Source organism: Neobacillus soli NBRC 102451, assembly GCF_001591665.1.
Lineage (GTDB): Bacteria > Bacillota > Bacilli > Bacillales > Cytobacillaceae > Neobacillus > Neobacillus soli.
Genome location: NZ_BCVI01000019.1, coordinates 17389 through 42676, shown reverse-complemented (window position 1 = coordinate 42676; position 25288 = coordinate 17389). Strand labels below are relative to the sequence as shown.

General features: G+C 39.9%; 25 protein-coding genes and 1 other annotated feature. Of the genes, 16 read left to right on the top strand and 9 right to left on the bottom strand.

Annotated features, from left to right (window positions below; all coding sequences use genetic code 11):
• Nucleotides 1-68: 68 nt before the first annotated feature.
• Nucleotides 69-479 (top strand): vWA domain-containing protein, encoded by a 411-nt coding sequence (locus BSO02S_RS07830; RefSeq protein WP_066064982.1) that lies wholly within the window; start codon nt 69-71, stop codon nt 477-479.
• A 59-nt stretch (nt 480-538) separates the two neighbouring features.
• On the opposite strand, the gene BSO02S_RS07825 is transcribed toward BSO02S_RS07830, so the two are convergent.
• Nucleotides 539-1216: a hypothetical protein gene (locus BSO02S_RS07825; protein WP_066064978.1), complete on the bottom strand. Its 678-nt coding sequence runs from the start codon at nt 1214-1216 to the stop codon at nt 539-541.
• 132 nt (nt 1217-1348) lie between these two features.
• On the opposite strand from BSO02S_RS07825, the gene BSO02S_RS07820 reads away from it, so the two are divergent.
• Entirely contained in the window at nt 1349-1813 is a 465-nt protein-coding gene (locus BSO02S_RS07820; RefSeq protein ID WP_066064975.1) for a GNAT family N-acetyltransferase, read from the top strand.
• Nucleotides 1810-2268, top strand: a complete 459-nt coding sequence (locus BSO02S_RS07815; protein WP_066064971.1) for a hypothetical protein — start codon at nt 1810-1812, stop codon at nt 2266-2268. The genes BSO02S_RS07820 and BSO02S_RS07815 overlap by 4 nt, the downstream gene beginning before the upstream one ends.
• Before the next feature lie 43 nt (nt 2269-2311).
• On the opposite strand, the gene BSO02S_RS07810 is transcribed toward BSO02S_RS07815, so the two are convergent.
• Nucleotides 2312-2794 (bottom strand): GNAT family N-acetyltransferase, encoded by a 483-nt coding sequence (locus tag BSO02S_RS07810; protein WP_066064968.1) that lies wholly within the window; start codon nt 2792-2794, stop codon nt 2312-2314.
• 146 nt (nt 2795-2940) lie between these two features.
• Here BSO02S_RS07810 and BSO02S_RS07805 point away from each other — a divergent pair, with 146 nt between their 5' ends.
• Nucleotides 2941-3924, top strand: a complete 984-nt coding sequence (locus BSO02S_RS07805) for a hypothetical protein (protein ID WP_066064965.1) — start codon at nt 2941-2943, stop codon at nt 3922-3924.
• 534 nt (nt 3925-4458) lie between these two features.
• On the opposite strand, the gene BSO02S_RS07800 is transcribed toward BSO02S_RS07805, so the two are convergent.
• On the bottom strand, nt 4459-4878 hold the full coding sequence (locus BSO02S_RS07800; RefSeq protein ID WP_066064962.1) for a hypothetical protein: 420 nt from the start codon (nt 4876-4878) through the stop codon (nt 4459-4461).
• A 175-nt stretch (nt 4879-5053) separates the two neighbouring features.
• Here BSO02S_RS07800 and selB point away from each other — a divergent pair, with 175 nt between their 5' ends.
• Nucleotides 5054-6937: a selenocysteine-specific translation elongation factor gene (selB, locus tag BSO02S_RS07795; protein WP_084374940.1), complete on the top strand. Its 1884-nt coding sequence runs from the start codon at nt 5054-5056 to the stop codon at nt 6935-6937.
• A gap of 55 nt (nt 6938-6992) precedes the next feature.
• Here selB and BSO02S_RS07790 read toward each other — a convergent pair whose 3' ends face one another.
• Nucleotides 6993-8510: a TerD family protein gene (locus BSO02S_RS07790; protein ID WP_066064961.1), complete on the bottom strand. Its 1518-nt coding sequence runs from the start codon at nt 8508-8510 to the stop codon at nt 6993-6995.
• 301 nt (nt 8511-8811) lie between these two features.
• Between BSO02S_RS07790 and BSO02S_RS07785 the strand changes: the two genes are divergently transcribed.
• On the top strand, nt 8812-9255 hold the full coding sequence (locus BSO02S_RS07785) for a hypothetical protein (RefSeq protein WP_142303732.1): 444 nt from the start codon (nt 8812-8814) through the stop codon (nt 9253-9255).
• A gap of 71 nt (nt 9256-9326) precedes the next feature.
• Here BSO02S_RS07785 and BSO02S_RS07780 read toward each other — a convergent pair whose 3' ends face one another.
• Nucleotides 9327-10790, bottom strand: a complete 1464-nt coding sequence (locus BSO02S_RS07780) for an alanine/glycine:cation symporter family protein (protein WP_066064955.1) — start codon at nt 10788-10790, stop codon at nt 9327-9329.
• A gap of 325 nt (nt 10791-11115) precedes the next feature.
• Here BSO02S_RS07780 and BSO02S_RS07775 point away from each other — a divergent pair, with 325 nt between their 5' ends.
• From BSO02S_RS07775 to BSO02S_RS07750, 6 genes are all read left to right on the top strand, one after another.
• The gene (locus tag BSO02S_RS07775) at nt 11116-12096 is read left to right on the top strand and encodes an efflux RND transporter periplasmic adaptor subunit (protein WP_066064952.1); all 981 of its coding nucleotides are present in this window, start codon (nt 11116-11118) and stop codon (nt 12094-12096) included.
• The gene (locus BSO02S_RS07770; RefSeq protein ID WP_066064947.1) at nt 12096-12806 is read left to right on the top strand and encodes an ABC transporter ATP-binding protein; all 711 of its coding nucleotides are present in this window, start codon (nt 12096-12098) and stop codon (nt 12804-12806) included. The genes BSO02S_RS07775 and BSO02S_RS07770 overlap by 1 nt, the downstream gene beginning before the upstream one ends.
• Nucleotides 12784-13950: an ABC transporter permease gene (locus tag BSO02S_RS07765; protein WP_084374939.1), complete on the top strand. Its 1167-nt coding sequence runs from the start codon at nt 12784-12786 to the stop codon at nt 13948-13950. The genes BSO02S_RS07770 and BSO02S_RS07765 overlap by 23 nt, the downstream gene beginning before the upstream one ends.
• A gap of 89 nt (nt 13951-14039) precedes the next feature.
• Nucleotides 14040-14711 (top strand): response regulator transcription factor, encoded by a 672-nt coding sequence (locus tag BSO02S_RS07760; protein WP_066064944.1) that lies wholly within the window; start codon nt 14040-14042, stop codon nt 14709-14711.
• A gap of 9 nt (nt 14712-14720) precedes the next feature.
• Nucleotides 14721-15983, top strand: a complete 1263-nt coding sequence (locus tag BSO02S_RS07755; RefSeq protein ID WP_066064943.1) for a sensor histidine kinase — start codon at nt 14721-14723, stop codon at nt 15981-15983.
• 114 nt (nt 15984-16097) lie between these two features.
• Nucleotides 16098-16658 carry a PepSY-associated TM helix domain-containing protein gene (locus tag BSO02S_RS07750; RefSeq protein ID WP_066064940.1) on the top strand — a complete coding sequence of 187 codons (561 nt, stop codon included), beginning with the start codon at nt 16098-16100 and terminating at the stop codon, nt 16656-16658.
• 79 nt (nt 16659-16737) lie between these two features.
• Here the strand turns inward: BSO02S_RS07750 and BSO02S_RS07745 are convergent, their stop codons facing one another.
• Entirely contained in the window at nt 16738-17631 is an 894-nt protein-coding gene (locus BSO02S_RS07745; protein ID WP_066064938.1) for a cupredoxin domain-containing protein, read from the bottom strand.
• Nucleotides 17632-17791: 160 nt separating this feature from the next.
• Nucleotides 17792-17923 carry a hypothetical protein gene (locus BSO02S_RS28260; RefSeq protein WP_268875991.1) on the bottom strand — a complete coding sequence of 44 codons (132 nt, stop codon included), beginning with the start codon at nt 17921-17923 and terminating at the stop codon, nt 17792-17794.
• Nucleotides 17924-18080: 157 nt separating this feature from the next.
• Nucleotides 18081-18295: a binding site (T-box leader), on the top strand.
• 226 nt (nt 18296-18521) lie between these two features.
• Between BSO02S_RS28260 and proS the strand changes: the two genes are divergently transcribed.
• Entirely contained in the window at nt 18522-19952 is a 1431-nt protein-coding gene (proS, locus tag BSO02S_RS07740) for a proline--tRNA ligase (protein ID WP_066064935.1), read from the top strand.
• 472 nt (nt 19953-20424) lie between these two features.
• Here proS and BSO02S_RS07735 read toward each other — a convergent pair whose 3' ends face one another.
• Together BSO02S_RS07735 and BSO02S_RS07730 are read right to left on the bottom strand one after the other, a co-directional pair.
• A complete protein-coding gene (locus tag BSO02S_RS07735; protein WP_066064931.1) occupies nt 20425-21009 on the bottom strand; it encodes a YdcF family protein in 585 nt (194 codons plus the stop codon).
• Nucleotides 21010-21191: 182 nt separating this feature from the next.
• On the bottom strand, nt 21192-22043 hold the full coding sequence (locus tag BSO02S_RS07730) for a DegV family protein (protein WP_066064929.1): 852 nt from the start codon (nt 22041-22043) through the stop codon (nt 21192-21194).
• 269 nt (nt 22044-22312) lie between these two features.
• Here BSO02S_RS07730 and hmpA point away from each other — a divergent pair, with 269 nt between their 5' ends.
• From hmpA to BSO02S_RS07715, 3 genes are all read left to right on the top strand, one after another.
• Nucleotides 22313-23527 (top strand): NO-inducible flavohemoprotein, encoded by a 1215-nt coding sequence (gene hmpA, locus BSO02S_RS07725; protein WP_066064926.1) that lies wholly within the window; start codon nt 22313-22315, stop codon nt 23525-23527.
• Nucleotides 23528-23658: 131 nt separating this feature from the next.
• Nucleotides 23659-24348: a DedA family protein gene (locus BSO02S_RS07720; RefSeq protein ID WP_084374938.1), complete on the top strand. Its 690-nt coding sequence runs from the start codon at nt 23659-23661 to the stop codon at nt 24346-24348.
• Between the two features lie 151 nt (nt 24349-24499).
• Nucleotides 24500-25276 carry an SGNH/GDSL hydrolase family protein gene (locus BSO02S_RS07715; protein ID WP_066064921.1) on the top strand — a complete coding sequence of 259 codons (777 nt, stop codon included), beginning with the start codon at nt 24500-24502 and terminating at the stop codon, nt 25274-25276.
• The last annotated feature ends 12 nt before the right edge of the window (nt 25277-25288 follow it).

Sequence of the window (25288 nt, the reverse complement as noted above, 5' to 3'; positions counted from 1 at the left end):
ATCATAAACCCTTTCTTTGTAGCCCAAAATAAGATGGTTCACTCATTCAAACAAAGGGGTTGATGGAGTTGAGATGGCATAAAACAATACTCTCAATGATACAGGAGCGGCAGGACAAAAAAGTCGGCTTAGCTGTAGATACTTCCACGAATGAAGCACCAGGGGATCTGATTAATAACATAGTTAAACTGTTTGAGCAATTGAAGCCAGATACGATATTGGTTCAAGCAGATTTTAAAATTAGAAGTATTTCCCCTGTAAAAAGTGATACGATTAAATACTACACACATGGGAAATCTTCCTATACATTGGTGTTGGAGTGGGCAAAAGAGGAGAACCTGGATACGCTTTTTTATATAACAGATGTAACCGGCTTTTTTTCAGAAGAAATGGAAAAAGTCGATTATGAATTGTTTTGGCTCGTCCCTGGTGCATTCTTACCGAGGGTGCCATTTGGAAAGGCAATAAAGGTAGCATGAATTGAAGAATATCCCTCACTTTTTTGTGTGGGATATTCTTTGCAATTTCAATGTTGTTTTTATTTGGTGTTTTTTAAAATGCTCCGAATTTTATCGGTATAAATCTTATCCAGATTTCTGGTCGTATACTTAAAATTGTCCATACTTGCTTTTTTAGGAATCCCCATGTTAACTAATTTTTTATCCAACTTTTCAAGGATAAATCGAGGATCTTCTTCGTTTTTTGCTCCCATAAAATCTACATCAGCTAAGTCTATTTTGCTGCCATCATTCAGCTCGATGATGTAAAAAAAATCACCTTTTGAATGCCCAAAGAATTGTCTTTCTCCGTACACGCCTGCATTTATCTTGCTAATATCACTGTAGCCATATCCCTTTCCATTAGGGGATAGAAATGAATGGTCAATTATCGTCTTTTGCGTTAATACTGTAATATTTGTGAGTATGGTATATAGCAAAATGATATTTAGAAGTCCAAAAATAGTAATAAAGGATTTTTTATGTCTTTTAAAAAGCCTGGAAATCCATTTTCTAAAATCTCTATAAACTAGGAGGAAAAATCCAAGGTAAATAAGTACCAATCTTGAAGCGGGGGATTTACTAACCCACATAATATACTTTCCCGGCACAAAAAGCTTTTCTTGCATGAATTGTATCAAAATAAAAATTACTACTGCAAAGATTACCATAGCAATTAACGAAAGTACCCAATAAATAATTGATTTTAATGCCTTCAAATTAAGTTCTCCTTATTATACCGATGGAATGCCATTCAATTTGATTTTAACATTTTTTTTAATAGAGGAGTGATTATTCAATGTATTTGGTAAAATGGAAATAAGATAATTTTCAATTCAAAGGATGGTTGAATGATAAAACAGCTTGATTTACAAAATGAAGGTATCGTTAAGGAATTGTTTGAGCTGCAAAGAGTCTCATATCTTGTTGAGGCAAAGTTAATCAACTTTTTCGAAATCCCCCCTTTACTAGAATCGATGGAAGATTTAATAGAATGCGGGGAAACATTTTTAGGATATTTTGATGAAAATAAATTCGCGGGTGCTCTTTCCTATACGATAGAAGGAAAGGAGCTGACGATTTGCCGCATGGTCGTCCATCCCAATCATTTTCGTAAAGGAATTGCCCAAAGGTTGTTGAACTTTGTGGAGGAATTTAATAAGGAATGGGCAGTGTTAAAAGTATCAACAGGCAAAGAGAATCCTCCTGCTAAAAACTTATATCTGAAAAATGGCTATAAGCGGGTTTGTGACCTTGAGGTTGTACCGGGGTTATTTATAAGTAATTTTGAAAAAAGAAGGGTTGAGGAAAGATGAATGCAACGTTTTCACACAAGCAATTGGCCGTAAATTGTTTTAATGCCGTCTGGGACCTGCTAGATTTAAATGAAAGAACTAAAGAAGAGGAAGCTAAAATGATTCATCTTGCCCATACATCCTTTTGGCATTGGACACAGGTAGAGGATCACACGCCTAAAAATCTATCAATCGGATATTGGCAGTTATCTAGAGTATATGCAATTGCTGGTCTTGGGGAGAGAGCGCTTTTTTATGCAAAACGTTGCTTGGATGTAAGCATGGAGAATAAGATTGAACCATTTTATATTGGATATGGCTATGAAGCGATGAGTCGGGCAAATGTTCTTTTGGGTCAACAAAATCTATCGAAAAAGCACCAACAATTAGCAATGGAATACGCACAAAAAGTAGAAAACGAAAATGAGAAAGAGATGTTAGAAAAGGATTTACTAACGATAGATGTTGGCAAATAAAATAAATAAAGGGAAGATTCCAATCAATCTTCCTTTATTGTTTTTAACCTATTAAATTCGTATCAAACTCCTGTATAGACTTTCTATTTTCATCGTATCTTTCGCTATACTTTCCGGCCGTGAATTTTGAAATTGTACTTCTCCAAAACGCTTGGGCAGGATAGTTCTTTTCTATTTGTGTGATGTGCCACTTACCAGGGAATAAAGTAAATAGTTCTATTGCGGCTATTTTACCGTAGCCTTTACCAACATATTTCCGAATGATAAAGAATTCTAATATCGCGTTCGGCTCGGATTCTGTCGCACTTTCGACAAGAGCAAACCCAATCAATTCATCTTCCTTTTTTATGAAAAAGGGATGATAATCGGGGCTGCTCCAGAAGGGAGTTAAATCAAACGGCTCGTATGAACCATCTCCTTCTAACGTTATAGTTGGCATAAACTGGCTAAATTCATAAATGTAAAATTGCATTAGATTATGTAAAATGGTCTCTTCTTCCGGCAAAACCTTCACTATTTTGATCATAATAATCCTCCAAATTTCGATATCTTCTATTAGAAATTTGACAACGAGTCGTCATTTCCCTTTATCAGAAGAACTTTTTAAAGGAATTTCTTGAAAAAGAGCTAATATAGTCATTATAGAAAACTTCAGAATAAGAGGGGAACACGATGGACGAGTCAAAATTTTATGCTTATTGCCTTCAAGGGGATGTCACAGCTGCCTATGAGTACCTACGTTCTATACCTGATAAAAGTAAAAAATATCAGGAATTAGAATCAAGGTATTATCACCGGTTTTTTGGAGAAAAGCCGATGTACCGTTTTAAAACCGAGGATCCATGGATTAGAAAGGTACTATTGATTTATTATCAGTATTTTACCTTGGTATTAACAGGAAAAGATGTCGAGGAAGCGGAAAGTCTATTAGCACTGTCGTTAGAAGCATTGCTTCCCGATGCCCATTCTCCTACCGACCTAGACTATTTGGAAGATAAATTAGAAGTGATATATAGGGAGAAAGGCTACTCCTTTTTAGGCGGGGTGACAGCCCCATTCAGAGGGCCATATATCTGGAAAACGACGGAGAGGAAGAAATTTACGGTTGAACTTCCACACCAAACACAGGAGGTAACAGTTTACTTCCTATCCAATTTTATAATGCAAAGCTGGATTCATTTTTCCACCTTTGGGGAAAAATTTGCCGGTGGCTGGGCGAAATCAGAGGGACTCTATTATGTAAATGATCGACCACGGAACAAGAAAACTACCTTTGAAAGCAGTGAGTTCCAGGTTAGTTATTTAAAGCATGAGGCCCAGCATCTAAGCGATTATTCTCGTTTTCCTAACTTATCATCAAAGGACTTAGAATACAGAGCAAAGCTAGTGGAGCTCATTTATGAATCTAAATCGATTAGATTGCTAGAGAAATTTTTTTATGAAAGCAAAAATGATCCAACATTCCCACATCCTTATTCATCTTTTGTGATTATGAAAAGATTAACCCAATTAGCGTTTGGAACTGATGTGATTCAAGAAATAGATCAGTGGAAAACTGTGGACCCTGACAGCATCCACGAATGGGCTTGGAATTTATATGACGAGCATACGGAGCGGCTTGAGGCAAGCGGGGATGGAATCGAGGGATTTATATAGGTTGAGCATTCGTTTCATTTATCAAAAAAACACCATCTTCATGAATGGGCTCTGAAAAGCTCTCTGAGTGCCCGTGGGCATCTACTTTCCCCCTCCACGGGTACTGAAAACTTCTCTGAGTGCCCGTGGGCATTCATTTTCCCCCTCCATGGGCACTGAAAACCTTTCTGAGTGCCCGTGGGCACCCATTTTCCCCCTCCATGGGCACTGAAAACCTTTCTGAGTGCCAGGTGGGCATTCATTTCCCCCCCCATGGGCACTGAAAACCTTTCTGAGTGCCAGTGGGCTCCATTTTCCCCCTCCACGGGACTGAAAACTTCTCTGAGTGCCCGTGGGCATTCATTCCCCCCCCATGGGCACTGAAAACCTTTCTGAGTGCCAGTGGGCATCAACACGGCGAAGGCTACAATAAATTTTTCAAATGGCCGAAATCCATACTAACATTAAAATAAAGGTAAGTAACTATTTCGGTAATAATGGGTAGGCAAACAGCATCGGAATGCCGGCGAGACCAGAATTTTTTCTGTTTTTTTGCTAGTGGGCCGGATTTTCCTGGAGGAAGCTAGTCAGTTCCTTTAAGTTCTTCGATTGAAGAACAACTTCGCTCTTATCAAAAAGAATGTATGCCGCGTTACTTTTCATGTGCAGTTCAGGGTATACTTTCTGGACCATTTCACGTGAGGGTAAACTCAAAATCGTCTTTACATCCTTGACAACCTTTTGGTTATCCTCAATCGGTGATTGGTCATCCTGCTCCCCGATGACTAGAAGAGAATAGGCTTCACCCTTCCCAGCCAATAAATTCGGATATGGGAAGGTGGAGTCTGTTTTCTTCTCAACGGTTTGCGCAGACTTTTCAGCCGTTTGCTTCACTTCGCTTGCTTTTGGTTCACTATTCTGGCAAGCAGCTAATAGCATGACACCTGCAACCATGGGCCAAACAAATCTTTTCATTTGCAATCTTCCTTTGTTGTTTAAATGTTCTTTTTATCAACATAGCATAAGAATGAAAGCTGTGGACGCCATGAATGTGGAGGAATCGTGAAAAAAAGGTCTAAAAAAGTTCTCTTGAACAATAGTGATATTAAAGCTACAGTAGAAGGGAAGATCGATAAAGTAGGTGGCAATCTTGGAAAAAAGATATTTTACGATTGGTATGGCGGGACATATCGATCATGGAAAAACATCGTTAACAAAAGCGTTAACCAATGTAGATACAGACCGCTTAAAAGAAGAGAAAGAGCGCCAAATCTCGATTGAACTCGGTTTTGCGCCATTATATGAAGACAATGAGATACAAATCTCTGTCATTGATGTTCCGGGACACGAACGGTTTATTCGGCAAATGATTGCCGGTGTGGCTGGTATTGACTTGGTGGTGCTTGTCGTTGCCGCAGATGAGGGTGTAATGCCGCAGACAAGAGAACATCTTGATATTTTAAAATTCTTAGGTGTAAAAAAAGGCCTTGTCGCCATTTCCAAAATTGACAGGGTGGATGAAGAATTTATCGAGCTTGTCAAGGATGATATTTTAGCAGAGCTTACCGGAACCGTTTTTGAGGATGCTCCATTTGTTTTAGTCGATAGCCTTTCTAAAAAGGGGATTGATGAAATCAAAGAATTAATCATTCAAACGCTTAAGGAACAAGAGATGCGTGATGCGAAAGGGGCATTCCGTCTGCCTATTGACCAAGTCTTTACGGTAAAGGGGCAAGGGACAGTTGTTCGCGGCACTGTTTATGAAGGTACGGTCGAGGAAGGACAAATGCTGAAAATAATGCCGAAAGGGCTGGAGGTTAGAGCCAGGCAAATCCAGGTTCACCATCAATCAGCGCAAAAGGCTTATGCTGGTCAGCGTACCGCCATAAACCTTTCGGGAGTATCCAAAGAAGATCTGGAGCGTGGAGAAGTCCTAGTTTCATCGGAGCATTTCATTGTGACGAAGACAGTAGATGTAGCGATACGTGTGGTCGATGATCTTGAACATATGGTCAAACAGCGCATGCCAATTAAACTTCATATCGGAACGACTGAAGTAATGGGACGGATTGTTTTTTTTGACCGTAACGAACTGACCGAGGAAAATGGAGAAATCCTTTGTCAGCTCAGGCTTGAGGAGGAAATTCTCACAAAACGAGGTGATCGCTTTATTTTACGCAGGCCAAGCCCGCAAGAGACGATTGGCGGCGGCTGGGTCATTGACCCGCGTGGAAATAAGTATCGTTTTGGTAACCAAACCATTGAAGAACTGGAAAAGAAAAAAGTAGGCTCACCTAAAGAACGGATAAATGCCGCTTTAATTGAGGCCAAAAGTCTGCCGTTACATGAGTTGATTAAACGGACCTCTCTTGATGAGGCTGCATTAACGGCGCACTTAGCCGCAGAAGAATTTGTTTTATATAATGGAAAAGAATATACACTTCAATTATTGATTAATTCGATTGAGGAGGATATTTTCGATCGATTACAGGAATTCCATCATGCCCATTCGATGAAAGCAGGAATAAATAAAGCCGAACTTTTGCAAACAATTAAAAAAGGATTTCCTAAATCCTTGCTTGATTTTGTCGTCGAAAAAGGGATTACGAATGGAGTCTTTAAACGAAAAGAGCAATTTGTTTCTCTGGCATCTTTTGGTCCCCATGTTCCGAAAAACTGGGCGAAGCGGACTGAAAATATGCTGGAAGAATTGAGGATGGACGGATTAAAGGTGCGTAACATGAAGGACTATTTTTTAAATGCGGGCATTCCCGACAATCTTGGGGCCGACTTAAAACGCTTTCTTGAGGACCAAAGGTTGATTGTTCAATTAGATGAACAGTTTGCCTATCATGGTGACGTGTTTACAGCTGCCGTTGATAAACTACGAAATCAAACGGATTCAGGGTTTGAAGTCGGTGCTGCAAAAGAAGTCCTTGAGCTTTCAAGGAAATACATGATTCCATTTTTGGAAAGATTGGATGCGTTGGGCTTTACAAAACGGGTGGAAAATAAACGGATCTGGAAAGATTAGATAGCAATGAAACAAAAAACCTCAATCCCTGCTCGGGTTTGAGGTTTTTTATCTATTATGAAAGAAACTCAGCTGGGTTTAGGCCAAGTTCGCGGCAGATATCTGCGACCATTTGTTGTTCTTGGGGATCGAAGTTTCCGTCTGCATAGCCGATTGCGATGCAATAACGTGCGACTAGTCGAGCAACCTCGGGCTTCGTTCTTATTTTTCCAAGTGCACGAAATGCCTCGGCACGGCCGAGCATGCGGTCATTTTCCAATCTAGAAACGAAAAGGTTGAATTTTTGGATGACTTTATTCGTGTCAAAAACCCGTAGCTCTTCGCTTTGATTAACAAACTCCATCATTTTCTGACGTTCAGAAGCGTCTAAGTACCCGTCGGCCATCGCGACTAATGCACAGGCAGCAACGACAGCTTCGAGTACATCCTGGCTTTTAAAGCGGCTAAATACATCTTGCGCTTTTCTTTTTTGGTTGTTTGCCCACTCCGCATAATCGGTTTGATTAGGGGACCAGGAGCTTCCACAGCTATTACAGGTTAGCTTTAGTTGATTGTTTCCAATAAAGCCTCCAAGTAACCCGACCGGACCAAGAATTAATCCGCCAATCGCGGCCTTCCCAAGCCCAAAGCCCTTCTTTCCAGTCCGGACATTTGTGGAATGGCAGCGTGGACAAACGATATCATCTCCGCCATATGAGCTGCGCGAGCTAGGCGTCGATGGATAGGTAGACTGAGACGGATACCCATAAGCAGGCTGCTGATGGGACGGCTGACCTTGAAACAGGTTTGGCTGCGATGTTTGATTTTGCTGGTAAGGACTAGGGTTATTTTGGCTTTGCTGATATGGATTATAAGTGGTTTGGTTTTGTTGATATGGCATATTATTATTCGTTTTTTGCTGATACGGCTGACCTTGTTGTATCGATTGATGATTACTTTGACTTTGTTGGTAATTAGGCTGAGCGGCTGGTGGTGTTGACGGCATGTTTACGGGAGGATCATCAACAGTGACACCAAAGTTACGGCATAATGCAGATAATCCACCTTGGAAGCCGCTGGCAATCGCATTGAATTTCCATTCTCCGTTATGGCGATACAGTTCCGCCGCCACGATAGCTGTTTCAACCGTAAAATCTCTTCCTAAGTTAAATCTCAAGAGTTCCTCATTCGTCTGTTCATTAAAAATGCGCACATAGGAATCAGAAATCTGTCCGAAGTTTTGCCGTTTCACTTGTGCATCATGAATCGTAATGGTAAAGGCAATCCGATGGATATGGGCAGGGACGCTTTTTAAATCGATCCTGATTTGTTCATCATCCCTTACCCCTGAACCAATCCGATTATCACCGCTGTAAATGATTGAGCCATTTCCACCGGAAGGGTTATTGTAAAAAACAAAATCTTGATCACTGTTTACCTTTCCGGTTTCGCCTAATAAAAATGACGAAGCATCCAAATCAAAATTTGAACCTTGATTGCTAATATTCCAGCCTAACCCAACAACAACGTTTTGCAGACCGGGGTGAGATTTCGTTAAATCTACCTTTTGCCCCTTACTAAGAGTTACACCCACATTTTTCACTCCTAATCATTATTTGTTCATATGTACCATTATAAATCTATTTTTGATAAAGGGAAAAAATTCACGCTCAATATAGTTACGTAAATATTCGTCCACTCTTAATTCTACGGAAAAAGAGGAGAAAAGTTTCAAACTTTAGCTATAGGTATAGGCGGCATTTTTTGTGGGACGATAAATAAGAGGTGAAAGGGCCGTGAGAAGATTCTTATTTTCGCTATTTACTATCATTATAATCTTTCTTTTCAACAACAGTAGCGCGCGTGCTGAACACCCTCAATTGTCGGATGACTGCATGAATGAATTCAGAGAGAAATATGTGGAATTTACCAACAACATTTTTGCAGATATTTTTGCAACATTTGAGGACTTAGCTAAACAACAAACTAATAGGGATATAAAATATTTTACCTTTGATAACATCCGGGATACCACCCTGCTGCTTGGAAAAGAAGAAAAACTGTTAAATAGCCTGTCTAAATTTTTTGGAGGAGTGAGCAAAGGAGATAGAAGGCTTTATTTCTTTAATGGAGATCCAAACAAGGGGTATTTGTTATATAAAGAAAGCTCAAATCAAAACGTAATGGTTCAACTGAAGCGGACCAAAAATGAATGGGTAGAAGTAAAAAGGGATGTGAAGAAGGGGAGGGACATTGAACTAAAAAAGCCCAAGTGCTTAGATGAATATCTCCTTAGAAGATGGTTCTATGAAAGCTTTGGTGAGTATAAGATATTCTAAGGGCATTATATAAAAGTAAGGGACTAACTTAAGAATAAAGTCAGCCCCTTATCTATTTCAATCATAAGACATCAACCTGTCTTTTCTTTCTTTTCGATAGGCTTAGAATATTCATGCTCCCAGAAGTCAGCATCTTTAAATCCTATTTTTACCGGATCAAATACTGGGTCCTTTCCATCTTTAAGCTGTGCTTCGTAATCTTTTAGCACTTTTAAGGCTGGTTTTGTAAGAAGGAGAATGGCAATAATATTTAACCAGGCCATACTTCCAACACCAATATCCCCTAATGTCCAGGCAAGACCAGCTGTTTTCACGCAGCCATAGAATACCATTCCTAAGATAGCGATTTTGAGAACGTATTCAGACCAGACTCGTTTTACATTTTTATTAATATAGGCTAGATTCGTTTCCGCCATATAATAATAGGCCATGATCGTAGTAAAGGCGAAGAATAATAAGGCAATCGCAACAAATGGGGCTCCAAATCCCGGTAACACCGATTCAACAGCGGATTGTGTATACCCTGGTCCTGGTTCCATATCACCAAGTTTTTTCACAATTGCTTTTCCACCTTCTGGAACAACATTGTACATACCAGTAATCAGAATCATAAAAGCTGTTGCAGAACAGACAAATAATGTATCAACATAAACTGAAAATGCTTGAACAATTCCTTGTTTGGCAGGGTGGGAAACCTCTGCTGCTGCAGCAGCGTGCGGTGCTGTTCCTTGGCCTGCTTCATTGGAATAAATTCCACGTTTCACTCCCCATGAAATGGCGGCTCCTAAGATTCCTCCAAAGGCGGCATTTGAACCAAATGCACTGGAAAAGATAAGTTTTAAGACTGCTGGCAACTCAGAAATATTCATAAAGGTAATAAGAAGGGCAACAATGATATATCCTGAAGCCATGAATGGAACAACGAATTCAGCAACGCGGGCAATCCGTTTTACACCGCCAAAGATGATGATCGCAAGGAAAACCACTAATGCGCCGCCTGTAATGGCCGGGCTAATTCCGAAAGCGTTATCAATTCCAGCAGCAATACTATTTGCTTGTACACCTGGTAAAAGCACCCCTGTTGCTATAACAGTTACAATGGCAAATAAAACCGCATACCATTTCATTTTCAAGCCTTTTTCTATGTAATAGGCTGGGCCGCCACGGAATTGGCCATCTTGCTTTACCTTATACACTTGACCTAAAGTTGCTTCAATAAATGCTGAACCTGCTCCTAAGAATGCAATCAGCCACATCCAGAAAACCGCGCCTGGCCCGCCAAATGCGATGGCAGTAGCGACCCCAGCGATATTTCCTGTTCCAACTCTTCCAGACAATGCTAGATTTAACGCTTGGAATGATGAAATACCTGCTTCTGATTTTTCACCTTTGAATGTAAGTTTAATAATGTCCTTCATATGCCTTACTTGAAGAAATCTTGTTGCAAGTGAATAAAACAAACCTACCCCTAAGCATAAATAAATAAGTGCTGGACTCCAAATAATTCCACTAAGCCAATTAACAAACGTCTCCATAAATTTCCCCCTTTATCGCTTTCTGTTTTTTATTATATAACAGAATATTATATAAATAAAAGAATTTTTTTAATAATTTTATTATTCAAATATATTAACGCGTTAACTTATTAATGTAATGTAAAAAAACCGCTGATTCTTTTTACGTGATCCGACAGTCCCAATCGGCGGATAATCTGGCCTAATCGGCGCATCTTATCGGCGGATTTTAAGAAGTAACTTTTAACTTTAAGGAAAAGTTAAGGAACGAAGATAATAATAGGCTTATTCCAAATTAGAGTGTGCCTTGGGGAGATGGCCAGGGCCAGAAAAGGAGTAAGTATATATGAAAAAATGGATTTTAATAGTAGTAAGTGTACTGGTAGTTGGTTTTGTTGGCTATCAATGGTTTTCATCAAAAACAAGTACGCAAACAGCGTCAGCGCAGGTTCGAACGGCGGTTGTTCAAAAAGGTAAGCTAGAAGTCAAAATCAGCGGGTCTGGGACGGTACAGCCGGTTACGAGTGAAGATATAAAATCAACAATCGATAACAATGAAGTGGACGAAGTGTTGGCAGCCGCAGGAGAGAATGTAAAAAAAGGCGATGAATTGATTACTTTTACAGATGGCAGCGACCCGATTACAGCGCCTGCTGCGGGGATGATTTCAACAATTTCTGTTGCAGCGGGGGAAAGGGTTACAAGCGGACAAGTTGTTGCTCATGTAACAAATTACAAGGATTTACAAACCGTCGTCCAAATTGACGAGCTGGATATTCCGAAAATTAAAAATGGCCAAACGGTAAGCTTAAAGGTAAATGCGTATCCAGATCAAAACTACACCGGAAAAGTAACAGCAGTTGCAGAAGAGGGTACTGCATCAAATGGCGTTTCCACCTTTGATGTGACTGTCCATATCGACAAGCCTGATAACTTAAAGGTAGGCATGAGTACAGAAGCAAGTATTCTTACAGCAAGTAAGGAAAACGCCCTTTATGTACCGCTAGATGCCATTTACAGTGCTAACAATCAGAAATATGTCATTGTTTCATCCGCAAGCACAGAAAATCAATCTTCAGGGACAGAGCAAAAAACAGTGAAAACGGGGTTAGCAAATGAGGATAATGTGGAGATTACCGAGGGTGCTACCAAAGGAGATACTGTCCAATTACCTCAATTAGCTACTGGAAGCTCTTCGTCAAGTTACACAAAAGGAATGATGCAAGGCGGCGGGTTTGGCGGCGGCATGAGTGAAATGGGCGGTATGAATCGAACGAACCGAAACTGGGGAGGACAAGGACAGACTGGCGGAAGGAGTGGAAACTAATGGGTGAACCGATTATTGAAATTAGTCATCTCATGAAGACCTATAAGCTCGGCGGTGAAACCGTCCACGCCTTAAATAATGTTTCGATTGAGATTAAGAAAGGGGAATTTTTAGCAATTATCGGCCCCTCTGGTTCAGGAAAATCGACGTTAATGAACATGATTGGCTGCCTTGATCGACCACAATCGGGAAAGTACTTGCTTGATGGTAAGGACATTGGAAAAATGAATGATAATCAATTAGCGATGATTCGGAATCAGAAAATCGGCTTTATTTTTCAAAACTTTAATCTGTTAACAAAATTAACGGCCCTTGAGAATGTAGAGCTGCCCTTGTTATATGCTGGATTACCTGCAAAACAGCGTCGTGAGAAGGCGTTAGAAGGATTAACTAAGGTCGGACTCATAGAGAGGGCCGGTCATTTGCCAACCCAGCTATCTGGGGGGCAGCAGCAACGGGTGGCGATTGCAAGGGCACTAGCCGGCAATCCGGCTATCCTCCTGGCTGATGAACCAACCGGTGCGCTAGACAGTAAAACGAGTATAGAAATCCTCGAAGTCATGAAAGAATTGAATGAATTAGGGCATACGATTATTTTAATTACTCACGATTTAGCGATTGCCAAACAAGCAAGGCGAATGGTTAGCATCCAAGACGGGGAACTGCTAGAGAATGGGGGTGAACCGATTGGGAATATTGCAATCTATTAAAATGGCACTCCGCAGTATAAAAAGTAATAAACTCAGGTCCGCATTAACGATGCTTGGGATGATTATTGGAGTTTCATCCGTCATCATTCTGGTGTCGATTGCCCAGGGGTCAGCTCAAAATGTCACCAGCCGGATTAATCAGCTTGGGACCAACCTATTAACCATCAATACCTTTGGCAACGATTTAGCTTTAACGGAAGATAAAATTAATGAGCTTAGTAAATTGAATGGGGTAAAGGCGGTATCGCCGGTTGTTTCCGGAAGAGTCAATGTGAAAAAGGAGAAAACAACCTCGCAGGTAACATTAACGGGGACAAATGCCGCTTATTCAAGTGTAAAGGATACAAAGGTTAGTAACGGGCGATTCATCACCGACCTAGATATCGAATATAGGCAAAAGATTGCCGTAATTGGGGCAGATACGGCTTCCACCTTATTTGGGACGACAAACCCTGTAGGCCAATATCTCCAAATTGAAGGTACATCTTTTAAAATAGTAGGTGTCTTGGTCTCTAAAGGTAGTTCCATGGGACAAAGCGGCGATAATGTCGTCATCGTCCCGCTCAGCACAGGACAGCGTTTAGTGAAAAATACAACGATTAACCAAGTATATTTGCAAGGGAAAAGTGAAGACCAAATGGATCTTGTCATGAATGAGGTCGAAATGAAAATGGCGTCCTTGTATCCCAATAAAAGCGATTCATATAGCGTGACGAATCAACAGGATTTAATGGATACGATGAGTTCAGTAACGAATACAATGACGATGATGTTAGGCGGGATTGCTAGTATTTCCTTGCTTGTTGGCGGAATCGGCATTATGAATATCATGCTTGTATCTGTTTCAGAACGCACGAAAGAAATTGGGATTCGAAAAGCAATTGGGGCAAAAAGGCGTGATGTCCTTCTTCAATTCCTCATAGAGGCGGTTGTGTTAAGCGGGGTAGGGGGACTGATTGGTATTTTAACAGGAGTAGGAATTGGCAAAGCGTTATCTTCGCTTTTAAGCTTAACTGTTTCGTTTACCTCATCCGTGATGGTAATGTCCTTCTTATTCTCATTGGCCGTCGGCGTCATTTTTGGCGTTTTTCCGGCGAATAAAGCCTCGAAATTAAATCCAATTCAGGCATTAAGATACGAATAAAAAAGTTTAGTTAGCGATCGCAGATGTTGCGGTCGCTTTGATTGCTATATAATAAATTTATAAAAATTCCTTTTTGAGGAGAGAATGAAATGCGTTTATTAGTTGTGGAAGATAATCTTCCACTATTGGAGTCAATCGTGCAGCTTTTATCGGATGAGTTTGAAGTGGACCAAGCAGCGAATGGCGAGGATGCCCTGTTTTTAGCGATGCAAAATATACATGATGTGATTGTTTTAGACGTGATGATCCCTGAAATTGATGGCTTTGAAGTCTTGCAGACGATACGGAATGATGGTTTAAAGGTACCCGTGCTTTTTCTTACAGCAAGGGATTCCTTAGAAGACCGGGTCAAGGGATTAGACAGCGGCGGGGATGATTATTTAGTCAAACCGTTTCAAGCGGCCGAGTTAAAGGCAAGGATTCGAGCCTTATTACGAAGGAGCGGCAGTTTAACGACGAATCAAACGATTCAATATCGGGGGATAGAATTATTAGGTAAGGAAAGAGATGTTACGGTTGGCGGGGAACGTATTAAACTGACTGCCAAGCAATATGAGCTATTGGAATTTCTGATTCAAAATAAAGGAACCATTTTAACAAAGGAACAAATTTATGACCGTGTATGGGGCTTCGACTCGGATACAACCATCGCCATTGTTGAGGTATTTATGCATCATCTTCGTAAAAAACTAGAACCTTCAGGCTATCATTCTGACATTAAAACCATCCGCGGCGTTGGCTATATGCTGAACGAAGAATAGGAGTAACAAATGTTCCGGCAAACACATATCAAGCTGACATTTTTGAATTCATTAGTCTTTATTGTGCTTATTAGTATTCTAGGGAGCATCGTTTATTTTTACGCGGAAAATAAATTATATATGGATGTCAATCAGTCATTACTCGAATCCATCAATCATGTTCAGCAGCAGCCGTTAGGGCCTGGTGAAAATCATGTAGATGAAAGGGGGCTAGGTCCTAAATTCATAAGAAGAGACCCGCGGATTATGACGTTAATATGGGACAAAAATAATCAGCTCTTGGGAGAAAAAAACCGTAATTCCGAGATCTTTCAAGATAACGAAAAGCTCATTCGTCCCAAAAAAATAGATACATTGCAGGATGTTGATGTGGAAGACTTTTCGTTTAGGTACGTGGCCTTCGAGGTGGAAAATCCTGTATTAGGAAAAATAACCGTACAATTCATCCGCAATGTGAATTCGGAAAAAGAATTATTGAATAGGCTTTTGTTAATTATGGTGATTGGCATTGGGGTTGGAATTATTTGTGCTGTTGCTTCAGGGTATTTCCTAGCGGGGAGGGCACTCGTCCCGATTAAAAAAGCTTGGCAAAAACAGACGGAGTTTGTTTCCGACGCCTCACACGAATTAAGAACGCCCTTAGCAGTCATCCAGGCTAAAACTGATTTGCTTTTCCGGTCGCCATCTGCAACGATAAAAGATAAAATTCTTGACGTTTCAACGATTTCCAATGAATCAAGAAGACTTTCCAAATTAGTTACAAACCTATTGACACTGGCGAGGTCTGACTCTGATCAAATTGAAATGAAGAAACAGGCCTTCCAACTTGATGAGCTTTTAAAGGAAATCATTTTGCATTACGAGGAAATCGTCATGTACCAAGAAAAGACACTTCGCTTAGATGCAGTGGAACCTGTTAAATTTTTCGCGGATAAGGAAAGGATTCACCAGCTAATCGTCATCTTATTAGACAATGCGATGAAATACACAAAAGAAGGCGGCGAAATTCTGCTTTCCTGCAAGCAGAGTCACTCGACCATTTCCCTGCAAATTAAAGATAACGGGATTGGGATGTCCGAACAGGATATTCCGAAAATCTTTGACCGTTTCTATCAAAGCGATCAAGCACGGACGGCTGTTGAAGGAACGGGGCTGGGTTTGTCGATTGCCAAGTGGATAATTGAGAAACACCATGGAAAAACAAAGGTTCAGAGCACCCTAGGGATAGGTACAACAATTGAAATAAACTTTCCAAGGGCCCAAAAAAGTTAATTTTGGGTTCTTTTTTTTAAGAAAATCTTAAGGAACTCCCTTCATAATAAGTTTATCGAATGATACAAGCACATTCAGTAAACTATGTAGATTTGAAGGGAGAAATTTTTAACGATGAAGAAGACAAGAAGATTACATTTATGGATTGGCTTAATTGCTTCGGTATTTATCTTTATGGAGTCACTAACAGGATTGTTAATGAATGAACCATGGTTAATCGGTCAATCACAAATTGAGGGTGGCAGAGGTAATTTCCAACCAGGCCAATTTAATCAAGGTCAATTCCTACAAGGAAATATAGGTGGGTGGGGTCAAGGAACTGGTCAAAATCAAGGACAAGCAGTTAATCCACAACAGGGACAATCTAGTGGTCAGACGCAAGGACAGACTGGAACGGACGGAAACGGAAAATACCAAAGGCGTTCCGGATTTGGCGGGAATGGAAACTTAGCTGGTAGAACACGGGGAGAAGGGATAGGCAAAGGATCCTTAATAAGCACAATCAGGGGGCTTCATGAAGGAAGAATCGGCAATACGGAAGTGAAATGGTTCCTTGATTTAGTCGCTATTGCCATGATGTTCTTAACTGGGACGGGTATCTATTTATCTATCAAGGTTCTTGGTGCCGAAAGAAAAAGGAAGAAACGCCAAGAAGAAAATCTTGAAGTAATGTGAAAATATAATAATTGCAAGTTGGCGCGGTCTATCATCAAAAAAAAGGCACACGATTAGCTCGTGTGCTTACTTGTATTACCTATTCAACAATAACCGTTCCCTTAAACATTTTCATACCACAGCTAAACGTATATTCACCTGTTTTGTCAGAGGTGAATGAGAGATTCGTGGTGCCCACCTTCAGGTTAACATTGTTAATATTAAAATCTGGGATCATAAAGGTGGATAAGCAACTATTATTTTTGAGTGGATTCTCTATTTCAAGTTCTACCGTCACCCCTTTTTTGACCCTAATTACATTAGGAGTGTAGCCTTTTTCCGTTACTAGCATCTTCACTTTTGGTTTGCTTTCATTTGTAACATCGACCTCCGTTTTGGAGGTGGATTGAGGACTTGAATCTCGTTTAACTTGCGTTTGAGATGGGGCACTTTGAGTTGGGAGTTTGACCATATCCGTGCTATATATAAATAAAAACAATGATACGAGTACAACCCCGCCGGCGATAATGGCAAAAGGCGAGAGTTCCTGTGTATCGATAGAAAAATTATTGTTTGATTCTACGAAAATATAGACATTAACGAATCCGATGATAACAATATAAAAACCTAACAAAATACCAAGTAAAATTGTAGGGTTAATAAATTGTAGAAAGACACCAAGGATGGCGCCAATAATCCCACCCATTAAACCGGATATAGATCCCATCAGGATAGCTAATATTCCTACAGGGTGGCCAGCTAAGAAACCAATCACGAAACCAATAATCATACTGACACCAATGACAAGAAACGTCTCACCGGAAGTAATTCCAATGATACTGCCTGTAAGCAGCCCGGTTATCACGGCAATGACCATGCTAATCATAATACCCGGCACGTTGGAAAGTTTATTCTTATTGCGGTAAACAAGATAAATGGAAACGCCGGTGCCAATCGCAACAAAAGCAGCTGAAATAATTGAAAAAATAGTCATGTTTCGTCTCCTCTTATGTAGCCTAATTCAAATAAATAGAAATTAACACCATAAGAGTATTATAAATGCAAATAACGAAATGAAATTTGTATTTTCCGTGATTAATATGAACGTTTTATGAATCTTGCAGGAGGAAAAAATATATGGAGAATTTCTTGAGTTACTCCTTTTTTTCTTTAGCAAGCGCATTTTTATAGATACGCTTTAGGGCCTCATTTTGCATTTTGATGTATTCAAGTAGAAATTCTTTTTCCTCTTCCTCTTGTTTGAAATCATCCTTTCGCTTTTCCATTATGCCCCGTCACCTCAATTTTATCTATTAATTGCATTTTAACCGATTTGTAAAGTAGTTGAAAGAGAATCCCACAGCATCTGGTTTTCCTGAGGAAAATATGCCATAATAGGAATTGACTTTTATTATAATGAAATATATAATTTTCAAAAATACTATTGAAACAATGACGGGGATTAGTAAATTGAAGTTGTCTTACCAAGAGAGGAAACCATTGGTGTGAGGTTTCTTAAGACGGTCAATTGAACCTGCCTCCGAGTTCTGTATCGGATCATTTGAAGATACAAGCGGATAAAATCCGTTATCATGGAAAGAGCATAAAGCATTCGCTTTATGAAGTTAGGGTGGTATCGCCAGGTCTTGGTCCCTTTTTGGGAACAAGGCCTTTTTATATGGAAAAGCGGGAGTGCCCGATTAGCGGAGTATGGACTGGAGCGCTTCGACTGAGATAAAGGAAACACGGAGAGCGGAGCGCATCCGTGCTTGACTTATCGTAGGGAAAAGAGCGAAGTCCACTAGCCGCTGGGCGCTGGAGCTGGACAATTCTCAAAGAAGAAAACTTTATACTCTTTAGAAAAAAAATAATGAGGTGTCTTAAATGGCTAAGGAATTTGTTAAAGATGTTACTGCAATGGACGAGGATTTCGCCCAGTGGTATACCGATGTTGTCACAAAAGCTGATTTGATTGATTATTCAAGTGTTCGCGGTTCGATGATTATTCGCCCATATGGATATGCCCTATGGGATAATATTAAAAATGAACTCGATCACCGTATTAAAGAAACAGGCCATGAAAATGTGTATATGCCGTTATTTATTCCTGAAAGCTTGCTGCAAAAAGAAAAAGATCATGTTGAAGGGTTTGCTCCTGAAGTGGCATGGGTGACACATGGCGGATCTGAGGAATTGGCTGAAAGATTGGTTGTTCGCCCTACCTCTGAGGTTCTTTTTTGCGAGCACTATAGTCATATCATTCATTCCTACAGGGATTTACCAAAACTCTATAATCAATGGGCAAATGTGGTCCGCTGGGAAAAAACAACTCGTCCATTCCTACGCACATTAGAGTTTTTATGGCAGGAAGGCCATACAGCACATGCGACGGATGAAGACGCGATGGAAGAAACCATCAAAATGCTGAATGTTTATGCGGAACTTTGTGAAACAGTCTTGGCAATTCCAGTTGTAAAAGGACAAAAGACGGAGAAGGAAAAGTTTGCTGGTGCAAAAGCTACTTTTACAATTGAAAGTTTAATGCATGATGGAAAAGCCTTGCAGTCAGGAACTTCACACCATTTTGGCACCGGATTTGCTGAAGCATTCGGGATTCAATACACCGACAAAGAAGGAAAGCTGCAGTATGTGCATCAAACATCATGGGGCTTCACGACAAGAATCATCGGTGCCTTGATTATGGTGCATGGGGATGACCGTGGGCTTGTCATTCCGCCAAAAGCGGCACCAACCCAAGTGATGATTGTGCCGATTGCGCAGCATAAAGAGGGTGTTCTGGATTTTGCTTACGATTTGAAAAAGTCGCTATCACAGGTGGCGCGGGTTGGTATTGATGCCAGCGATAAAAAGCCAGGCTGGAAATTCAATGAATACGAAATGAAAGGAATTCCAGTTCGCCTAGAAGTTGGACCGAAAGACATTGAAAATAAACAGGTTGTTTTGGTTCGTCGTGATACTTTGGAAAAAGTAATCGTGCCATTGGATCAACTAGAACAAAAACTTGTTGAATTACTGGATGATGTTCAAACAAATTTATTTAACAAAGCCTTAAAACATCGTGAAGAGAGAACATCGATTGCATTAACTCTTCCAGAATTAAAGGAAACACTAGAAGCAAAGCCTGGATTTATCAAGGCTATGTGGTGCGGAGAATTGGAATGTGAAGAAAAAATCAAAGAAGACACTGGGGCAACTTCTAGATGTATGCCATTTGAGCAAGAACAAGTGGCTGACAAATGTGTTTGCTGCGGAAATGACGCTAGTAAGATGGTTTATTGGGCAAAAGCATACTAAAAATCGCAAATTGATGGGCTCTTCCTTAATGGGAAGGGTCTTTTTTTTGTAAATTCGTCTTTGAATAGTTTTTTTACGTTCAATTTTGATTAAAATATAAGTTTTACTGGAAAATGACACATATTTTATCCTAGCTACTTACCAATTTTAAAAATATTATTCCCAATTTGATTAGAACTGTTTACTATCCCACTTTTACTGTCCAGTTTTTGCGTTTTACTATCCACTTATTCTGTTTTACTGTCCAATTCTCTTATTTTACTGTCCACATTTTATATTTTACTGTCCGCTTTAACAATTTAGTCACAAACACAATCCTTTTCCTACCAAATTCTAAAAAGCCAGGCTACCTAGCTCTGGTAATAAACATTCCTCAAAAATGGAATGTTGGATTATAGACATGTATTTATGCAAAAATAATCTAATCAATAAAAGAAAAACTCGACCCCAATTAGTCGAGTTTTTCTGTCTATCAATCAAGAATATATCTTTTCAAATAAAATTTAGTAATCGCCAAATATTCACGGGTATACGACTTGATAACGGCACTCCGCGGCGTCTTAGCTGGGAGGCCCTGCACATCTAAATTCTGGTTACGGGCGATTGATATGGCCCGGTACAGATGGAAAGTATTCGTAACAACCAGTCCAAGCTTTGCATTTTGAGGGATCAGCTTTTTAGAAAAATCAATATTTTCATATGTATCAGTTGATTGATCTTCTAGAATAATCCGATTTTCGCTAATACCATTTTTCATTAGTTCACTCTTAACGGATTCCGCTTCGGAAATATCTTCACCAGGACCTTTTCCTCCAGAGGCAATGACGACTGTATTTTTGTTTTTCTTTAAATAATCCGCAGCCGCATTAATTCTGCTGGCAAATGCCAATGAAGGAACGGTTCCCTTTACCCTTGCGCCAAGGACGATGATATAGTCTGCATTCTTGGGCGCTTCCTTAATAAACTGGCTAATCTTAAATTGCAAGAGGCCAACATAAATCAGTCCTAAGAACACTAGAATCCCAAGTATGGTTATAATTCTCTTCTTTTTTTTCATCTTTTCAAATCCATTTCCATATTTTTGTCTATATAAATATCAGCAATACATGTTGTTTCATCAATATTTTGATAATACCATATTATAACAGTCTTTGATATTTTTATTTTTCCAACGATAAAAGACGCATGAAAAATCATGCGCCTTGCTGACCCAAGCCATCGAGCAGGGCAAATCAACGATTACTCACAAACCCATGAAAGTCCAAGTGTCCCAACACCTGTATGAACACCTGCAACCGTTATGAGCATCATTAATTCCGTTTTGATATCAGGGAATGTTTCGTTTACCAATTGTTCAAGCCCTGCCGCTCTTTCTATGTCATTAGCATGAACAATAGCGACCTTACTTACCGCTTTTGTCTCAAGGTCTTCTTTTAATCGATTAACCAGCCAGGTTTGGGCCTTCTTTTCGGTGCGGACCTTATCTTTAATTTTGGCCGCGCCGCCATCTTCAATCGATAAAATCGGCTTGATATTAAATAGAGAAGCCAATATTTTTTGCCCGCCGGATACTCTGCCGCTTTTGTGAAGCTGATCCAGATTGGACGGGACTAAATATAACCGTGTGTGCTCACGTAAAGCGTTTAATTGCCCAACCACTTCATCAGGACCAAGCCCTTGTTCCACAAGTTCAATGCCTTTCTTAACTAAAAAGGAGAGTGGATAGGAGCCCGTTTGTGAATCTATAGCGAATAGTTTAAAGTCTTCCATTTCCGCTGCCATGACCGATGACTGATAGGTACCGGTTAATAAACTGGATGCATGAATGGCAATGCCAAAATCATACTCTTCCTTTAATATTTTATAAAGGTCTACAAAGTCAGAAATGGCTGTTTGGGAGGTTTGGAATTTTCCGTCGTCATTTTTCATCCGTTCATAAAATTCCTGTTGACTAATATCTATCGTTTCTTTGTAGAATTCGTCGTTAATGACAACGTGCAGAGGGATGACGTGTATTTGATGCTGCTCAATAAAATCTTTGCTGAGCGAAGCCGTTGTGTCGGTAATCCACGCAATTTTTGGTTTGTTCATTGAATCTTTTCCTCCAGTGGGTAGCAATAATAACTAACATAAACATTACAAGAATGAATCCTATCCTACTAGTTATATTTGTCATGTTAAAAAGTGAAAACTTTGTGACGTTTTAAAGCCCTACATCGGCTTGTTAGGAATTAAAAAGGAATAACGACCTAGTTCTAATTATTCAAAAATAGCAATGTGTGATTTAAATCACTTACTTCCTATGTTTCTTTTCATATAATCACTATGGATGTAGTGAAAACATATAGGGAGTGTTTAGTTTGTTAGATCAAAATACAATTGAAATTATAAAATCAACCGTACCTGTCCTAGAAAAACACGGAGAAACAATTACCACACGCTTTTATCAACTCATGTTTGGTAATCATCCTGAATTATTAAACATTTTTAATCATGCAAACCAAAAACAGGGCAGGCAGCAAAAGGCACTAGCGGGCACAGTTTATGCTGCGGCAATGTATATTGATAATCTTGAAGCCATTCTACCAGTAGTAAAACAAATTGCCCATAAACATAGAAGCCTTGGAATAAAGCCTGAACATTATCCAATCGTCGGAAAACATCTTTTATTAGCGATTAAGGATGTGTTAGGTGAAGCAGCAACCGACGAAATCAACGATGCCTGGGCTCAAGCCTATAGCCTGATTGCCGATGCCTTTATCAGCGTCGAGGCAGAAATGTATGACGAAACGGCTAACCAAGAAGGCGGCTGGGACGGATTCCGCCATTTTATTGTTGACCGAAAAGTGGTTGAGAGTGATGTTATAACTTCTTTTTATCTAAAACCAGAAGATAACAAAGAAATTGCATCATTTATCCCTGGTCAATATATTAGTATTAAACTAGAAATCAAGAGTGAAGAGTATACACATATTCGTCAGTACAGCCTCTCAGATGCTCCTGGAAAAGACTACTACCGAATTAGTGTGAAACGCGAGGCTGGGGCCGCAAATCCAGACGGAAGGGTGTCCAATTTCCTGCATGATGGTGTGGTTGAAGGGGATATACTTAAAGTGAGTGCACCAGCAGGTGATTTTGTTCTCGATACCGAAAAACATACACCTCTTGTGTTACTTAGCGGTGGCGTTGGTTTAACACCAATGATGAGTATGTTAAAAACAGTGGTTGAAATCCAGCCGGAACGTAAAGTTACATTTGTTCACGCGGCTGCAAACGGAAATGTTCATGCCTTGAGGGATGAAGTGGAAGAACTCGCAGCTCTCGACAACTTGAATGCCTATGTCTTCTATGATTCACCGACAGAAGAGGATCGCAAAAACAATCGCTTCGATGTTGAAGGCTATATTACACGTGATTGGTTAAAAGAAAAAGTCTCCATCACGGACGCAGAATTTTATTTCTGCGGACCTGTTCCCTTTATGAAAGCGATAAACCGCTCGTTAAAAGAATTAGGTGTGAATGAAGAAAGAATTCACTTTGAATTCTTCGGCCCAATGGGCAATTTAGAAGAATAGAATCAAGCCGATTTCCAAAATGATGGAAGTCGGCTTTTTTCATTCTTTCATGTAAAACGATTACTATATTAGCGAAGTATGGATAAAATACCAATATAAAAAAGTTCACATGATGGAGAGGAGGGAGCCCCATGCATTATTTAACTGCCTTTATGAATGAGTTCGGGTATCTAGTCTTATTCCTCTCCTTAACACTTGGTATTATGGCACTTCCAATTCCAATCGAAGCAATGATGGGATACGCCGGCTTCCTCTCGTTTCAGGGGCAGCTAAACTGGTTCGGATGCGTGCTTGCCGCTGCAACTGGCTGTACATTAGGAATGGTTCTCTCCTATTGGATAGGACAAAAGCTTGGAATGCCCTTTTTTGAAAAATATGGACGCCGTATTCATTTGGGACCGGAACGGCTCCATGCTACCTCCACTTGGTTTAAAAAATACGGTAACAAGCTGCTGATCATTGCGTTATTTATTCCGGGTGTAAGGCACCTTACTGGTTATTTCGCGGGGATTACTCGCCTGCCTTTTTTGATTTTTACTGTTTACTCTTGTCTTGGATCGATGATATGGGTTTCTACTTTTATATTTTTGGGGAAAATGCTTGGTCCAAATTGGGAGACCTTCCATCAGATTATTAAAAAATATATGATCGCAACTTTTATCATCCTCGCGATTATTACCATCCTTGTTTATTTAGTGAAAAAATATAGGTTTGAACTTATGCATACTGGAATTAGGCTTGGAAAAAACATACTAAAGGTCTTTCATTCTCGTGGAAGGGCAGAGATACTAACCAAGAATAAGATTGAGGAACGGGATTAACAGCGTTTCATTGGGAATCCAACATTTGGGTTCCTTTTGTTAAGAATTAATGAACCTTTCCATATTTAACATGATATATCCGTGTTCCAAAGTTTGATTCGGACCTCAACTATGATTAAATTAGAGAAAAGGCCAGAAAGGATGTTTTTTTATGAATAAGAATGTCATACGGTCCATTACTGTCATAGCGGTATTATTTTGCCTTCTCTGGCTTATTGGGCTGGGATCTGCAGTAGGTGAATATTATGCTGGAAAGCCAGCGAAAGTTCCGGAAACAAACACTGTTTCCAAGAAAGTGGAAAACAAAAAAGGCTTAACAATCGTCGCACTAGGTGATTCGTTAACGAGGGGTACAGGTGATGAAACCGGAAAAGGCTATGTCGGTATGTTATTGGATGAAATAAAGGAGAAGTCAAAGCGTCCGGCCCAACTGACCAACCTTGGCATCAATGGCCAAACTTCAAATCAGCTCCGTAAGCAAGTACAACAAACAGAAGTCGGACGGCAAATTCAAAAGGCTGATATAGTATTGGTGACGATTGGCGGTAACGATTTATTTCGCGGGGGCCAGGGTCTAACGGATTTTAAAACGAAAGAAATAGCTGCAATCGAAAAGAAATACCTTGATAATCTGAAGTTTACTTTTGAACAGATTCGCAAAAACAATCGTGAGGCCAATGTGTTTTTCATTGGTTTGTATAATCCATTCATTGATTTAGATCAGGGGAAAGAAATGTCCAAAGTGGTTCGCCATTGGAATTATGACAGTGCCGAGGTCAGTGCTGCTTTTCCCAAAATTATCTTTGTACCAACCTTCGACTTATTTGAGTTGAAAGTAAGTGACTATCTATATGCAGACAAGTTTCATCCAAATACAAAAGGGTACCGTTTAATTGCCGAACGAGTGGCCTCATTGCTTACCTGGTAAGGAGAAGAAATA

Bases quoted from the DNA above. Each gene is read 5' to 3' on its own strand.
- BSO02S_RS07745 (WP_066064938.1), bottom strand. From the start codon at position 17,631: ATGACTATTTTTTCAATTATTTCAGCTGCTTTTGTTGCGATTGGCACC.
- proS (WP_066064935.1), top strand. From the start codon at position 18,522: ATGGCTAAGGAATTTGTTAAAGATGTTACTGCAATGGACGAGGATTTC.
- BSO02S_RS07815 (WP_066064971.1), top strand. From the start codon at position 1,810: ATGAATGCAACGTTTTCACACAAGCAATTGGCCGTAAATTGTTTTAAT.
- BSO02S_RS07780 (WP_066064955.1), bottom strand. From the start codon at position 10,790: ATGGAGACGTTTGTTAATTGGCTTAGTGGAATTATTTGGAGTCCAGCA.
- BSO02S_RS07785 (WP_142303732.1), top strand. From the start codon at position 8,812: ATGAATGAATTCAGAGAGAAATATGTGGAATTTACCAACAACATTTTT.
- BSO02S_RS07715 (WP_066064921.1), top strand. From the start codon at position 24,500: ATGAATAAGAATGTCATACGGTCCATTACTGTCATAGCGGTATTATTT.
- BSO02S_RS28260 (WP_268875991.1), bottom strand. From the start codon at position 17,923: ATGGAAAAGCGAAAGGATGATTTCAAACAAGAGGAAGAGGAAAAAGAA.
- BSO02S_RS07770 (WP_066064947.1), top strand. From the start codon at position 12,096: ATGGGTGAACCGATTATTGAAATTAGTCATCTCATGAAGACCTATAAG.
- BSO02S_RS07730 (WP_066064929.1), bottom strand. From the start codon at position 22,043: ATGAACAAACCAAAAATTGCGTGGATTACCGACACAACGGCTTCGCTC.
- BSO02S_RS07820 (WP_066064975.1), top strand. From the start codon at position 1,349: ATGATAAAACAGCTTGATTTACAAAATGAAGGTATCGTTAAGGAATTG.
- BSO02S_RS07805 (WP_066064965.1), top strand. From the start codon at position 2,941: ATGGACGAGTCAAAATTTTATGCTTATTGCCTTCAAGGGGATGTCACA.
- BSO02S_RS07760 (WP_066064944.1), top strand. From the start codon at position 14,040: ATGCGTTTATTAGTTGTGGAAGATAATCTTCCACTATTGGAGTCAATC.
- BSO02S_RS07810 (WP_066064968.1), bottom strand. From the start codon at position 2,794: ATGATCAAAATAGTGAAGGTTTTGCCGGAAGAAGAGACCATTTTACAT.
- BSO02S_RS07720 (WP_084374938.1), top strand. From the start codon at position 23,659: ATGCATTATTTAACTGCCTTTATGAATGAGTTCGGGTATCTAGTCTTA.
- BSO02S_RS07735 (WP_066064931.1), bottom strand. From the start codon at position 21,009: ATGAAAAAAAAGAAGAGAATTATAACCATACTTGGGATTCTAGTGTTC.
- BSO02S_RS07775 (WP_066064952.1), top strand. From the start codon at position 11,116: ATGAAAAAATGGATTTTAATAGTAGTAAGTGTACTGGTAGTTGGTTTT.
- BSO02S_RS07750 (WP_066064940.1), top strand. From the start codon at position 16,098: ATGAAGAAGACAAGAAGATTACATTTATGGATTGGCTTAATTGCTTCG.
- BSO02S_RS07800 (WP_066064962.1), bottom strand. From the start codon at position 4,878: ATGAAAAGATTTGTTTGGCCCATGGTTGCAGGTGTCATGCTATTAGCT.
- BSO02S_RS07755 (WP_066064943.1), top strand. From the start codon at position 14,721: ATGTTCCGGCAAACACATATCAAGCTGACATTTTTGAATTCATTAGTC.